Annotated in this window: 11 protein-coding genes; all 11 read left to right on the top strand. The window is 70.1% G+C overall.

The window, feature by feature from the left end:
- Nucleotides 1-13: 13 nt before the first annotated feature.
- The 11 genes from lysA (at nucleotide 14) to J8N05_RS34960 (ending at nucleotide 13,212) form a co-directional block, all read left to right on the top strand.
- The gene (gene lysA / locus J8N05_RS35010) at nucleotides 14-1,405 is read left to right on the top strand and encodes a diaminopimelate decarboxylase (protein ID WP_210889798.1); all 1,392 of its coding nucleotides are present in this window, start codon (nucleotides 14-16) and stop codon (nucleotides 1,403-1,405) included.
- 210 nt (nucleotides 1,406-1,615) lie between these two features.
- A complete protein-coding gene (locus J8N05_RS35005; protein ID WP_210890578.1) occupies nucleotides 1,616-2,914 on the top strand; it encodes a homoserine dehydrogenase in 1,299 nt (432 codons plus the stop codon).
- Nucleotides 2,915-2,920: 6 nt separating this feature from the next.
- The gene (gene thrC / locus J8N05_RS35000) at nucleotides 2,921-3,979 is read left to right on the top strand and encodes a threonine synthase (protein ID WP_210889797.1); all 1,059 of its coding nucleotides are present in this window, start codon (nucleotides 2,921-2,923) and stop codon (nucleotides 3,977-3,979) included.
- A gap of 267 nt (nucleotides 3,980-4,246) precedes the next feature.
- The gene (gene thrB, locus J8N05_RS34995; protein WP_107021308.1) at nucleotides 4,247-5,164 is read left to right on the top strand and encodes a homoserine kinase; all 918 of its coding nucleotides are present in this window, start codon (nucleotides 4,247-4,249) and stop codon (nucleotides 5,162-5,164) included.
- A 385-nt stretch (nucleotides 5,165-5,549) separates the two neighbouring features.
- Nucleotides 5,550-7,664 (top strand): transcription termination factor Rho, encoded by a 2,115-nt coding sequence (gene rho / locus J8N05_RS34990; RefSeq protein WP_210889796.1) that lies wholly within the window; start codon nucleotides 5,550-5,552, stop codon nucleotides 7,662-7,664.
- A gap of 379 nt (nucleotides 7,665-8,043) precedes the next feature.
- Nucleotides 8,044-9,129, top strand: coding sequence for an LCP family protein (locus J8N05_RS34985; protein ID WP_210889795.1), 1,086 nt, complete (start codon nucleotides 8,044-8,046; stop codon nucleotides 9,127-9,129).
- A gap of 240 nt (nucleotides 9,130-9,369) precedes the next feature.
- Nucleotides 9,370-9,597 carry a 50S ribosomal protein L31 gene (rpmE, locus tag J8N05_RS34980; RefSeq protein WP_189837654.1) on the top strand — a complete coding sequence of 76 codons (228 nt, stop codon included), beginning with the start codon at nucleotides 9,370-9,372 and terminating at the stop codon, nucleotides 9,595-9,597.
- A gap of 207 nt (nucleotides 9,598-9,804) precedes the next feature.
- The gene (gene prfA, locus J8N05_RS34975) at nucleotides 9,805-10,881 is read left to right on the top strand and encodes a peptide chain release factor 1 (RefSeq protein ID WP_210889794.1); all 1,077 of its coding nucleotides are present in this window, start codon (nucleotides 9,805-9,807) and stop codon (nucleotides 10,879-10,881) included.
- A gap of 78 nt (nucleotides 10,882-10,959) precedes the next feature.
- Entirely contained in the window at nucleotides 10,960-11,805 is an 846-nt protein-coding gene (prmC, locus tag J8N05_RS34970; RefSeq protein WP_210889793.1) for a peptide chain release factor N(5)-glutamine methyltransferase, read from the top strand.
- An 82-nt stretch (nucleotides 11,806-11,887) separates the two neighbouring features.
- Entirely contained in the window at nucleotides 11,888-12,535 is a 648-nt protein-coding gene (locus tag J8N05_RS34965; protein ID WP_107021303.1) for an L-threonylcarbamoyladenylate synthase, read from the top strand.
- A complete protein-coding gene (locus tag J8N05_RS34960; RefSeq protein ID WP_383934841.1) occupies nucleotides 12,532-13,212 on the top strand; it encodes an arsenate reductase/protein-tyrosine-phosphatase family protein in 681 nt (226 codons plus the stop codon). Before J8N05_RS34965 ends, J8N05_RS34960 begins: the two co-directional genes overlap by 4 nt.
- The last annotated feature ends 69 nt before the right edge of the window (nucleotides 13,213-13,281 follow it).

Below are 13,281 nucleotides of genomic sequence, written 5' to 3'. Positions count from 1 at the left end.
AAGCCCAAAAGACATGAGCCGATCCGCACACCCCGCCGGGCCCCGCCACGCCGATGTCCTGCCCGAGGGGCACTACACCGCCCCGGCGGCCGACCTCAACGTCCTCGACCCCAAGGTCTGGGCGCAGACCGTGACGCGTACCGCGAGCGGTTCGGTCAGCGTCGGCGGGATCGATGTGGCCTCGCTCGCCGAGGAGTTCGGCACGCCCGCCTACTTCGTCGACGAGACCGACTTCCGGGCACGGGCACGCGCCTGGCGCACCGCCTTCGGGCACGACGCCGACGTGTTCTACGCGGGGAAGGCGTTCCTCTCGCGTGCCGTCGTGCGCTGGCTGCACGAGGAGGGGCTCAATCTCGACGTGTGCTCCGGGGGCGAGCTGACCACCGCCCTCTCCGCCGGGATGCCCGCCGACCGCATCGCCTTCCACGGCAACAACAAGTCCGTGGCGGAGATCACCAAGGCCATCGAGGTCGGCGTCGGGCGTATCGTCCTCGACTCCTTCCAGGAGATCGTGCGGGTCGCGCACATCGCGCAGAGCCTCGGCAAGCGGCAGCGCGTGCAGATCCGCGTCACCGTCGGCGTCGAGGCCCACACGCACGAGTTCATCGCCACCGCGCACGAGGACCAGAAGTTCGGGATCGCGCTCGCGGACGGACAGGCCGCCGAGGCCGTACGGCGTGCGCTCACCCTCGACGGCCTCGAACTGATCGGCATCCACTCCCACATCGGGTCGCAGATCTTCGACATGGCCGGTTTCGAGGTGGCCGCCCGCCGTGTCGTCTCCCTGCTCGCCCAGGTCCGCGACGAGCACGGTGTCGAACTGCCCGAGATCGACCTCGGCGGCGGCCTCGGCATCGCCTACACCAGCGACGACGACCCCCGCGAGCCCCATGAGATCGCCAAGGCCCTCGGCGAGATCGTGACCCGGGAGTGCGAGGCCGCGAAGCTGCGGACTCCCCGGATCTCCGTCGAGCCCGGACGCGCCATCGTCGGACCGACCGCCTTCACCCTGTACGAGGTCGGCACCGTCAAGCCCCTCGAAGGACTGCGTACGTACGTCTCCGTCGACGGCGGCATGTCCGACAACATCCGTACCGCGTTGTACGACGCCGAGTACAGCGTCGCCCTCGTCTCCCGTACGAGCGATGCCGAGCCCATGCTCGTCCGCGTGGTCGGCAAGCACTGCGAGAGCGGGGACATCGTGGTGAAGGACGCTTTCCTGCCGTCCGACCTCGCGCCCGGCGATCTCATCGCGGTGCCGGCGACCGGCGCGTACTGCCGCTCGATGGCGAGCAACTACAACCACGCCCTGCGTCCGCCCGTCGTCGCGGTCCGCGACGGCGAGGCCAGGGTCATCGTCCGCCGCGAGACCGAGGAGGACCTTCTTCGCCTCGATGTCGGCTGACCGATGTCGGCTGACCGATGTCGGCCGACCCGGGTGTCTGCCGGCTCCATGTCTGCTGACATGGACGGACGTGCCAGGACGGAAGATCTCCTGTTTTCCGGCCTCGCGTAAATGAAATCGACATCTCACGATCCGGACGAAGGGTAGAAACCCCCGTCCGGTGAGTGAGACTGGTCCCACCGTGACGGTATGAGGAAACGAGGTCGGATGATGCGTACGCGTCCGCTGAAGGTGGCGCTGCTGGGCTGTGGGGTAGTCGGCTCAGAGGTGGCGCGCATCATGACGACGCACGCCGACGACCTCGCCGCGCGCATCGGAGCCCCCGTCGAACTGGCCGGTGTGGCCGTGCGCCGGCCCTCCAAGGTGCGCGAGGGCATCGACCCCGCCCTGGTCACCACCGACGCGACCGCCCTGGTCAAACGGGGTGACATCGACGTGGTCGTCGAGGTCATCGGCGGTATCGAACCGGCCCGCTCCCTCATCACCACCGCCTTCGAGCACGGCGCGTCCGTGGTCTCCGCCAACAAGGCGCTCCTCGCGCAGGACGGCGCCGCGCTGCACGCGGCGGCCGACGACCACGACGCGGACCTCTACTACGAGGCCGCCGTCGCCGGCGCCATCCCGCTGATCCGGCCGCTGCGCGAGTCCCTCGCCGGCGACAAGGTCAACCGCGTGCTGGGCATCGTCAACGGCACCACCAACTTCATCCTCGACAAGATGGACTCGACGGGCGCCGGCTACCAGGAAGCACTCGACGAGGCCACCGCCCTCGGGTTCGCGGAAGCCGACCCCACCGCCGACGTCGAGGGCTTCGACGCCGCCGCCAAGGCCGCCATCCTCGCCGGGATCGCCTTCCACACGCGCGTACGCCTCGACGACGTGTACCGCGAGGGCATGATCGAGGTCACCGCCGCCGACTTCGCCTCCGCGAAGGCGATGGGCTGCACCATCAAGCTGCTCGCCATCTGCGAGCGGGCCGCCGACGGGGGATCGGTCACCGCGCGGGTGCACCCCGCCATGATCCCGCTGACCCACCCGCTGGCCTCCGTGCGCGGCGCCTACAACGCCGTGTTCGTCGAGTCCGACGCCGCCGGGCAGCTCATGTTCTACGGGCCGGGAGCCGGAGGCGCGCCGACCGCGTCCGCCGTCCTCGGGGACCTCGTCGCCGTCTGTCGCAACAAGCTCAGCGGCGCGACCGGGCCCGGCGACTCGGCGTACACCCAGCTGCCGGTGTCGCCCATGGGCGAGGTCGTGACCCGCTACCACATCAGCCTCGATGTGGCCGACAAACCGGGCGTTCTCGCCCAGGTGGCGACCGTGTTCGCCGAACACGGCGTGTCGATCGATACGGTTCGCCAGCAGGGGCGGCAGGACGGAGGCGGCGATGCCTCCCTCGTGGTCGTCACCCATCGCGCGTCCGACGCGTCCCTCACCGGGACCGTGGAGGCGCTGCGCAACCTCGACACCGTGCGTGGTGTCGCCAGCATCATGCGGGTTGAAGGAGAGTAACGAGCAATGACCCACCAGTGGCGCGGAATCATCGAGGAGTACCGGGACCGGCTGCCGGTGTCCGACACCACGCAGGTCGTCTCGCTGCGTGAGGGCGGTACACCGCTCGTGCCTGCGCAGGTGCTCTCCGAGCGCACGGGCTGCGAGGTCCACCTCAAGGTCGAGGGTGCCAACCCCACCGGGTCCTTCAAGGACCGCGGCATGACCATGGCCATCACCCGGGCCAAGGAGGAAGGCGCGAAGGCCGTCATCTGTGCCTCCACGGGCAACACGTCTGCCTCCGCGGCCGCCTACGCCGTACGCGCCGGGATGGTCTGCGCCGTCCTCGTGCCGCAGGGCAAGATCGCGCTCGGCAAGATGGGCCAGGCCCTCGTGCACGGCGCGAAGATCCTCCAGGTCGACGGCAACTTCGACGACTGCCTCACCCTGGCGCGCAACCTCTCCGACAACTACCCGGTGGCGCTGGTCAATTCGGTGAACCCGGTGCGGATCGAGGGGCAGAAGACCGCGGCGTTCGAGATCGTGGACATGCTCGGCGACGCCCCGGACATCCATGTCCTCCCGGTGGGCAACGCGGGCAACATCACCGCGTACTGGAAGGGGTACACCGAGTACGCCGCCGACAAGGTCGCCGCGCGGACGCCGCGCATGTGGGGCTTCCAGGCGTCCGGGTCCGCGCCCATCGTGCGCGGCGAGGTCGTCAAGGACCCCTCGACGATCGCCACCGCGATCCGCATCGGCAACCCGGCCTCGTGGCAGTACGCGCTCGCCGCGCGGGACGAGTCGGGCGGCTTCATCGACGAGGTGACGGACCGTGAGATCCTGCGCGCCTACCGGCTGTTGGCCGCGCAGGAGGGCGTTTTCGTCGAGCCGGCCTCCGCGGCTTCCGTCGCCGGTCTGCTCAAGGCCGCCGAGCAGGGCAAGGTCGACCCGGGACAGCGCATCGTCTGCACGGTGACCGGAAACGGCCTCAAGGACCCCGACTGGGCCGTCGCGGGCGCCCCGCAGCCCGTCACGGTCCCGGTCGACGCCGCCACGGCCGCCGAGCGCCTGGGCCTGGCGTAGCCGCACCACCCGGCACACGTGCCCGACGGGGCACGGGAAGAGGCATCCGGCAGGGGGTGCACATGCGGGCTTACGACACGCATCGTGCGCCTCCTGTGCGCCCTATGTCGCCACTGAACCTTCCTTCGATAAGCTGTACCGAACCCGCCCGCCGCATATGCCGCGGTGCCGCGCCGCCCCTGCGGCCTCCGGGTCTTCCGCATTCTCCGTACGTCTCGCAGGATTTCGAAAATCTCGCAGCTCAAGCTCAAGGAGAGTCATCGAGCGATGGCCGGTCCAGCGTTCCGCGCCGCCGCCGTCCGGGTGCGCGTCCCCGCCACCAGTGCCAACCTCGGCCCGGGCTTCGACGCCCTCGGCCTGTCACTGGGGCTGTACGACGACGTGGTCGTCCGCGTGGCCGATTCCGGCCTGCACATCGACATCGCGGGTGAGGGCAGCGAGACGCTGCCGCGCGACGAGCGCCACCTCCTCGTACGGTCCCTGCGCACCGCCTTCGACCTGCTGGGCGGACAGCCCCGCGGTCTTGAGATCGTCTGCGCCAACCGCATCCCGCACGGCCGCGGCCTCGGCTCCTCGTCCGCCGCGATCTGCGCCGGCATCGTCGCCGCACGCGCGGTGACCATAGGCGGCGACAGCAAGCTCGACGACACCGCGCTCCTGGAGCTCGCCACCGAGATCGAGGGTCACCCCGACAACGTCGCGGCCTGTCTGCTCGGCGGATTCACCTTGTCCTGGCTGGAGAACGGGGCGGCGCGCGCCATCAGGATGGAACCCGCCGATTCCATCGTTCCGGTGGTTTTCGTACCCGGCAAGGCCGTACTGACGGAGACCGCCCGCGGACTCCTTCCGCGTACCGTCCCGCACGTCGACGCCGCCACCAACGCGGGCCGCGCCGCACTGCTCGTCGAGGCCCTCACCAGGCGCCCCGAGCTGCTGCTGCCCGCCACCGAGGACCGACTGCACCAGGAGTACCGCGCGCCGGCCATGCCGGAGAGCGCCGCGCTGGTGGAGCGGCTGCGGGCGGACGGGATCCCCGCGGTCATCTCGGGTGCCGGGCCCACCGTGCTCGCGCTCGCCGACGAGGCCGCGGCCGACAAGGTCGCACAACTGGCGGGAGAGGGCTGGGCGGCCAACCGGCTGGGCCTCGACGCCACGGGAGCGAGCGTGCTGCCGCTTGCTCCGTGACACTCGGTTGCCGGATTTCGAGAGGGGGAATGTTTGTTGGATCCGGTAGTGTTAACCTCAAGTCTGCACCCGACCCCACCATGGCGAGGTGCTTCACGTCCCCGTCCGGGACAATCATTCTTCCGGGAGCCCCCCAAATCGCTTTGTGCCATGCATTGGGTGCTAGGCGCTGAGCGGTGCTGAGTACGCTCCGGAACCGGCGTGAACGAGCCGATGGACACAGAACCTCAAGTCCGCGGCCCCGGGAAACGTCATCCCAGAAATTCCCTCCGCCTTTGGGCGGACCACCGCCCCGGCACGGTCCACACATGACGGACCACTGTCGGACAGCACAACCGGTCGCCGAGCCAGACAGGCCGACGTCCGCTCCAGGGAAGGACCCTTCGTGAGCGACACCACCGATCTGATGGGCGCACGTGTCGAGGAGACCGCTGCCGCGCCCGCCACGGACGCCTCCGCGCCTGCCACCGGTGCCGGCTCCCGTCGGCGCCGCGGTACCGGCCTTGAGGGCATGGTGCTGGCCGAGCTGCAGCAGGTCGCATCCGGCCTCGGCATCAGGGGCACCGCGCGGATGCGCAAGAGCCAGCTGATCGAGGTCATCAAGGAGGCGCAGGGCGGCGGGGGTGCTGCGGCCAAGACCGCGTCCTCCGCCGGGGACGCCACCGAGACGAAGCCCAAGCGCAGGGCCACCTCGAAGGCTCGTACGGGGGACGAGGCCGTCTCTCCCGCCGAGAAGAAGGCGGAGGCCAAGGCCGAGAAGGCCGTGGCCCAGCAGCAGATCGAGATCCCCGGCCAGCCGGCCGGCGGCCCCGCGCGGGCGAGCGAGGGCGGCGAGCGCGGTGGGGACGACGCTCCGGCCGAGCGCCGCCGGCGTCGTGCCACCTCGGAGGCGGGCAGCCCCGAGACGATCACCGCCGAGGCGAAGACCGAGGGCAGGACCGAGGAGTCCGCGCAGTCCCAGGGCGAGGCCAAGGGCGACGGCTCGGACGGCGGGACCGACGGCCGTCAGGGCCGCCGCGACCGTCGTGACCGCGGCGACCGCGGTGAGCGCGGCGACCGTGACCGCGGGGGCCGCGACCGCGACCGCCGTGGTGGCAAGGGCGACGAGCAGCAGGGCGGACAGGGCAACCAGGGCGGTCAGGGCCAGGGCGGCGGCAACCAGCAGCGCCAGGACCGGCAGGACCGTCAGCAGGGCGGCGGCCGTCAGGACCGCCAGGACCGTCAGCGTGACAACGGCCCGCAGGACGACGACGACTTCGAGGGTGGCCGCCGCGGCCGCCGGGGCCGTTACCGCGACCGCCGTGGCCGCCGTGGCCGCGACGAGTTCGGGCCGAACGAGCCGCAGGTCGCCGACGACGACGTCCTGATCCCCGTCGCGGGCATCCTGGACATCCTCGACAACTACGCGTTCATCCGTACGTCGGGCTACCTTCCCGGTCCGAACGACGTGTACGTCTCGCTGGCCCAGGTCCGCAAGAACGGTCTGCGCAAGGGCGACCACGTCACCGGCGCCGTCCGGCAGCCCAAGGACGGCGAGCGCCGCGAGAAGTTCAACGCGCTCGTCCGCCTGGACTCGCAGAACGGCATGGCGCCCGAATCGGGGCGCGGACGCCCGGAGTTCAACAAGCTGACGCCGCTCTACCCGCAGGACCGGCTCCGTCTGGAGACCGACCCGGGTGTGCTGACGACCCGCATCATCGACCTCGTCGCGCCCATCGGAAAGGGCCAGCGCGGTCTGATCGTGGCCCCGCCGAAGACCGGCAAGACCATGATCCTGCAGGCGATCGCCAACGCGATCACCGTCAACAACCCCGAGTGCCACCTGATGGTCGTCCTGGTCGACGAGCGTCCGGAAGAGGTCACCGACATGCAGCGGTCGGTGAAGGGCGAGGTCATCTCCTCGACCTTCGACCGTCCCGCCGAGGACCACACCACGGTCGCCGAGCTCGCCATCGAGCGTGCCAAGCGTCTGGTGGAGCTGGGCCACGACGTCGTCGTGCTGCTCGACTCGATCACGCGTCTGGGCCGTGCGTACAACCTCGCCGCCCCGGCCTCCGGCCGCATCCTGTCCGGTGGTGTCGACTCGACCGCGCTGTACCCGCCGAAGCGCTTCTTCGGTGCCGCGCGCAACATCGAGGACGGCGGTTCGCTGACGATCCTGGCCACCGCGCTGGTCGACACCGGCTCGCGCATGGACGAGGTCATCTTCGAGGAGTTCAAGGGCACGGGCAACGCGGAGCTGAAGCTCGACCGCAAGCTCGCCGACAAGCGCATCTTCCCGGCGGTGGACGTCGACGCGTCCGGTACGCGTAAGGAAGAGATCCTGCTCGGCAGCGACGAGCTCGCCATCACCTGGAAGCTGCGTCGCGTGCTGCACGCGCTCGACCAGCAGCAGGCGATCGAGCTGCTGCTCGACAAGATGAAGCAGACGAAGTCGAACGCCGAGTTCCTGCTGCAGATCCAGAAGACGACGCCGATGCCGGGCAACGGCAACGACTGAGGTCGCAGCCGGCGCAGCCGGTACCGCACAGGGCCGTCCCCGTCACCTCGGGGGCGGCCCTGCGCGTTGTGTCCCCGTCGTGCACTGGTGTGCACCGTCGTGCACTTCCGGAGACCTTCGCCACAGATGTGATGGTCGGCACGGTGGCGCGGAACCGGTGCGTCCGCCCACGTAAGCGCAGGTGAGCCGCCCGCGGCCCGCACCATCGGTCACCCGATGTGTCCGTGTTCGCACAGTACGGTCACAGTGCGTCGTGCAACCCTTTTTTCGGTTTCAACGTCTGAACAGACGGGTCCTGACAGAGACGTCACGGCACATGACCACGCCTGACCCTGACCGCAGGGGGTAATCGAGCCGACCAGCGAGAACTGAGGAGCACATGCCTGCCGAGAGCACACCTAAATCCGGCCATCGACGTAAACCGCGGAGCGCGCGTCATAAGGCGCTCGTCATCGCGGCCTGGTCCGCAGCGGGTGTCTTCGTTCTGGGCGGTACGGGTCTGGGGTACGTGTACTTCAACCTGAACGACAACATCAAGAGCGTCGACATCGACCAGGCACTCGGCACCGACCGGCCCCTGGACGTCGACAACGGCTCGCAGGACATCCTCGTACTCGGCTCCGACACGCGTTCCGGCACCAACAAGGACCTGGGCGGCGGCACCGACGACGGCAGCGCCCGCTCGGACACCGCGATGGTCGTGCACGTCTACGAGGGCCACAAGAAGGCCAGCGTGGTCTCCATACCGCGCGACACGCTCGTCCCCAGGCCCGCGTGCACCGACAGCGAGGGCGTCGAGCACGACGCCGCGTCGCTGGCCATGTTCAACTCGGCGTACTCGACGGGCGGCGCCGCCTGCGCGGTCAAGACCGTCGAGTCGATGACCGGTATCCGCATGGACCACTACGTCGAGGTCGACTTCAGCGGCTTCCAGAAGCTGATCGACGAACTCGGCGGTGTCGAGGTCACCACGACCAAGGACATCAGCGACAAGGAGAGCCACCTCGACCTCAAGGCCGGCACGCACCGGCTGACCGGCGAGCAGTCGCTCGGCCTGGTGCGTACACGGCACGGGGTGGGCGACGGCTCCGACCTCGGCCGGATCCAGCTCCAGCAGGCGTTCATCAAGGCGCTGGTCGAGCAGGTCAAGAGCGTCGGCGTACTGACCAGCCCGAAGAAGCTGTACGACCTCGCCGACACCGCGACGAAGACGGTGACTACGGACTCCGACCTGGCCTCGGTCAAGGATCTGGCGTCCTTCGCCAACGGGCTCAAGGGGATCAGCTCGTCGAAGATGAACATGGTCACGCTGCCGGTCCAGTACGACCCTGCTGACGGCAACCGTGTCCTCGTCGAGGAGGACAAGGCCGCGGCGGTCTGGGACGCGCTGAAGAACGACCGCGCGATCCCGAAGTCGGCGACGGAGGGGACGGCGAGCGGCGATGCCAAGGGCGTCGTCCAGTAATTGATCGTGCTCCGCCCCGGCCCCGCAAGGGGCGCGGGGAACTGCGCGCCCAGCCACGACGGTCCCGCACCCGCCCGCGGCGAGCTCCCGGCACCCCCGCAGGGGCCCTGGGGAATACCCCCGGCCATCCCCCGGTTTGGGGAGATGGCACCAGTCCTGGCAGACTGGACAGTCGGCCCCGGTTCACGCCCCCGCAATCCGCGGCAGCGACCCGGCGCCCTCCCGAAACTAGGAGACACCTTGAAGCGCGACATCCACCCCGAGTACGTCGAGACGCAGGTCAGCTGCACCTGTGGCGCGTCGTTCACCACCCGCAGCACGATCTCCAGCGGCACTGTCCGCGCCGAGGTCTGCTCCGAGTGCCACCCGTTCTACACGGGCAAGCAGAAGATCCTCGACACCGGTGGCCGTGTGGCCCGCTTCGAGGCCCGCTTCGGCAAGGCCAAGGCCGCGGCCGACTCGAAGTAGCGAGCTCACAGCGCCGGTCTTCGGTGCCTCCGTCCGGGGGCGCCGGGACCGGCGCTTTGCGGTGCAGCCCCACCCCTCGCTCTCGAACGCGATCGAGCAGATCGATCGAGCGGTTCGATCGAGCAGGGAACCCCCATACGAACCCCCATGCCGTACCTACGTCCCCGAACCCGTGACGGTGCCGGGGGCAGTCCATTGGAGCCGGAGATGTTCGAGGCGGTCGAGGAACTCATCGGCGAGCACGCCGATCTTGAGAAGAAGCTCGCTGACCCGTCGGTCCACGCCGATCAGGCCAACGCGCGCAAGCTCAACAAGCGCTACGCCGAGCTGACCCCGATCATCGCGACGTACCGCTCCTGGAAGCGGTCCGGGGACGACATCGAGACGGCCAAGGAGTTCGCCGCCGACGACCCCGACTTCGCCGCCGAGGTCAAGGACCTGGAGAAGCAGCGCGAGGAGCTCACCGAGAAGCTCCGGCTGCTGCTGGTCCCGCGCGACCCCAGCGACGACAAGGACGTCATCCTGGAGATCAAGGCGGGCGCGGGCGGCGACGAGTCGGCCCTGTTCGCCGGCGACCTGCTGCGCATGTACCTGCGGTACGCGGAGCGCGTCGGCTGGAAGACCGAGATCATCGACTCCACCGAGTCCGAGCTGGGCGGCTACAAGGACGTCCAGGTCGCGGTGAAGACCAAGGGCGGCAACGGCGCCACCGAGCCCGGCCAGGGCGTCTGGGCGCGGATGAAGTACGAGGGCGGGGTGCACCGCGTGCAGCGGGTGCCCTCGACCGAGTCGCAGGGCCGTATCCACACCTCCGCCGCCGGTGTGCTGGTCACGCCCGAGGCGGAGGAGGTCGACGTCGAGATCCACGCGAACGACCTGCGGATCGACGTCTACCGCTCCTCCGGACCCGGCGGCCAGTCCGTCAACACGACCGACTCCGCGGTGCGCATCACGCACATTCCCACCGGAGTCGTCGCCTCCTGCCAGAACGAGAAGAGCCAGCTGCAGAACAAGGAGCAGGCGATGCGTATCCTGCGCTCCAGGCTCCTCGCCGCGGCCCAGGAGGAGGCGGAGCGCAACGCCGCCGACGCCCGCCGCAGCCAGGTCCGTACCGTGGACCGCTCCGAGAAGATCCGTACGTACAACTTCCCGGAGAACCGCATCTCGGACCACCGCGTCGGCTTCAAGGCGTACAACTTGGACCAGGTCCTCGACGGTGACCTCGACGCGATGATCCAGGCCTGCGTGGACGCCGACTCGGCGGCCAAGCTCGCCGCGGCCTAGGACGCGTACCCGCACGGCCGCAGTGGACAGTCGCAGTACACATCCGCACGACGGACAACAGCTCAGCCCGGAGGACGCGTGAACCTGCTGCTCGCGGAAGTGGCCCAGGCCACCCAGCGGCTGGCCGACGCCGGCGTGCCCTCGCCGCGCAACGACGCCGAGGAGCTCGCCGCGTTCGTGCACGGTGTGAAGCGGGGCGAGCTGCACACCGTGAAGGACGCGGACTTCGACGCCCGGTACTGGGAGGTGATCGCGCGCCGCGAGGCCCGCGAGCCGCTCCAGCACATCACCGGGCGGGCCTACTTCCGCTATCTGGAACTCCAGGTCGGGCCGGGCGTGTTCGTGCCCCGGCCCGAGACCGAGTCCGTGGTCGGCTGGGCCATAGACGCCGTCCGCGCGATGGACGTCGTGGAGCCGCTGATCGTGGACCTGTGCACCGGTTCGGGCGCCATCGCGCTCGCCCTCGCACAGGAGGTGCCGCGCTCGCGCGTACACGCCGTGGAGCTGTCCGAGGACGCCCTGCGGTGGACCCGCAAGAACGTCGAGGGGTCCAGGGTCGACCTGCGCCAGGGCAACGCCCTGGACGCCTTCCCCGACCTCGACGGCCAGGCCGACCTCGTCATCACCAACCCGCCGTACATCCCGCTCACGGAATGGGAGTACGTCGCTCCGGAGGCCCGGGACTACGATCCCGAACTCTCCCTGTTCTCGGGGGAGGACGGCCTCGACCTGATCCGCGGTCTGGAGCGCACCGCGCACCGGCTGCTGCGGCCCGGCGGTGTCGTCGTCGTCGAGCACGCCGACACCCAGGGCGGTCAGGTGCCGTGGATCTTCACCGAGGAGCGGGGCTGGGCCGACGCGGCCGACCACCCGGACCTCAACAACCGGCCGCGGTTCGCGACCGCCCGCAGGGCGACGCCATGACCACGGCGATGTCCCGTGCGGACGACGTGGAAACCGTTAAGTGCGCGGCCACCGGGGTCCGCGTGTGCGAGGAGGCTTGCTGATGGCACGGCGATACGACACCAACGACGCGACCGACCGCTCGACGGGTCTGCGCGAGGCCGCGTCCGCCGTGCGCCGGGGCGAGCTCGTCGTGCTGCCGACCGACACCGTGTACGGGGTCGGCGCCGACGCGTTCAGCTCGGAGGCCGTGGCGGACCTGCTGGAGGCCAAGGGACGCGGCCGGAACATGCCCACGCCCGTCCTCATCGGCTCCCCGAACACGCTGCACGGCCTGGTCACGGACTTCTCCGAGATGGCCTGGGAGCTCGTCGACGCCTTCTGGCCGGGCGCGCTGACCCTGGTCGCCAAGCACCAGCCGTCCCTGCAGTGGGACCTCGGGGACACCCGTGGGACCGTCGCCGTGCGCATGCCGCTGCATCCGGTCGCCATCGAGCTGCTGACCGAGACCGGCCCGATGGCCGTCTCGTCCGCCAACCTCACCGGACATCCGTCCCCCGAGGACTGCGACGCCGCGCAGGAGATGCTCGGCGACTCCGTCTCCGTGTACCTGGACGGCGGTCCCACCCCCGGCATCGTCCCGTCGTCGATCGTCGACGTGACGGGCAAGGTGCCGGTGCTGCTGCGGGCCGGCGCGCTGTCGGCCGAGGAGCTGCGAAAGGTCGTACCCGACCTTGAGGTGGCGAATTGACAGCCCCTGACGCGGGGCGTGGCATAGGTACGGGGACGGGGTACACGGGGGCTTACGGCGACGGGGCCTCGGGCGACTCCTCTTTTCGCATCCTCCACGTCAGCACCGGCAACGTGTGCCGCTCGCCGATCACCGAGCGGCTGACCCGTCATGCCCTGGCGGACCGGCTCGGCGACCCCCTGTGGGGCGGCCTGATCGTGGAGAGCGCCGGTACCTGGGGGCACGAGGGCGCGCCCATGGAGGCCAACGCGGAGGCGGTCCTCGCGGACTTCGGCGCGGACGCCTCCGGCTTCGTGGGCCGCGAACTGCTGGACGAGCACGTCATCCGGGCGGACCTGGTCCTCACCGCGACCCGTGACCACCGCGCCCAGGTCATCTCCATGGGCCACTCGGCGGGCCTGCGCACCTTCACCCTGAAGGAGTTCACCCGCCTGGTCCGTGCCATAGACCCGGCCACCCTGCCCCCGCTGGACGACGGCATGGTCGAACGCGCCCGTGCCCTGGTCCGCGCCGCGGCGGCTCTACGCGGGTGGCTCCTGGCCCCCACGGCGGAAGCCGACGAGGTCTACGACCCGTACGGCGCCCCCCTCCCGTTCTTCCGCTCGGTGGGCGACGAGATCAACCAAGCGCTGGACCCGGTGGTCACGGCGCTGACGGGGGCGCCTGCGCGGGCGTGAGTGTGGCGGGCCGCTAGGGCGGTGTGTGGGGGTGCTCGGGCGTAACGCCGGGCGCGGCAGGGGACTCGG

It is taken from the genome of Streptomyces liliiviolaceus, from assembly GCF_018070025.1.
GTDB lineage: Bacteria > Actinomycetota > Actinomycetes > Streptomycetales > Streptomycetaceae > Streptomyces > Streptomyces liliiviolaceus.
This window is presented reverse-complemented; position numbering and strand designations above follow the sequence as displayed.

Bases quoted from the DNA above. Each gene is read 5' to 3' on its own strand.
- lysA (WP_210889798.1), top strand. From the start codon at position 14: ATGAGCCGATCCGCACACCCCGCCGGGCCCCGCCACGCCGATGTCCTG.
- J8N05_RS35005 (WP_210890578.1), top strand. From the start codon at position 1,616: ATGCGTACGCGTCCGCTGAAGGTGGCGCTGCTGGGCTGTGGGGTAGTC.
- thrC (WP_210889797.1), top strand. From the start codon at position 2,921: ATGACCCACCAGTGGCGCGGAATCATCGAGGAGTACCGGGACCGGCTG.
- thrB (WP_107021308.1), top strand. From the start codon at position 4,247: ATGGCCGGTCCAGCGTTCCGCGCCGCCGCCGTCCGGGTGCGCGTCCCC.
- J8N05_RS34985 (WP_210889795.1), top strand. From the start codon at position 8,044: ATGCCTGCCGAGAGCACACCTAAATCCGGCCATCGACGTAAACCGCGG.
- prfA (WP_210889794.1), top strand. From the start codon at position 9,805: ATGTTCGAGGCGGTCGAGGAACTCATCGGCGAGCACGCCGATCTTGAG.
- J8N05_RS34965 (WP_107021303.1), top strand. From the start codon at position 11,888: ATGGCACGGCGATACGACACCAACGACGCGACCGACCGCTCGACGGGT.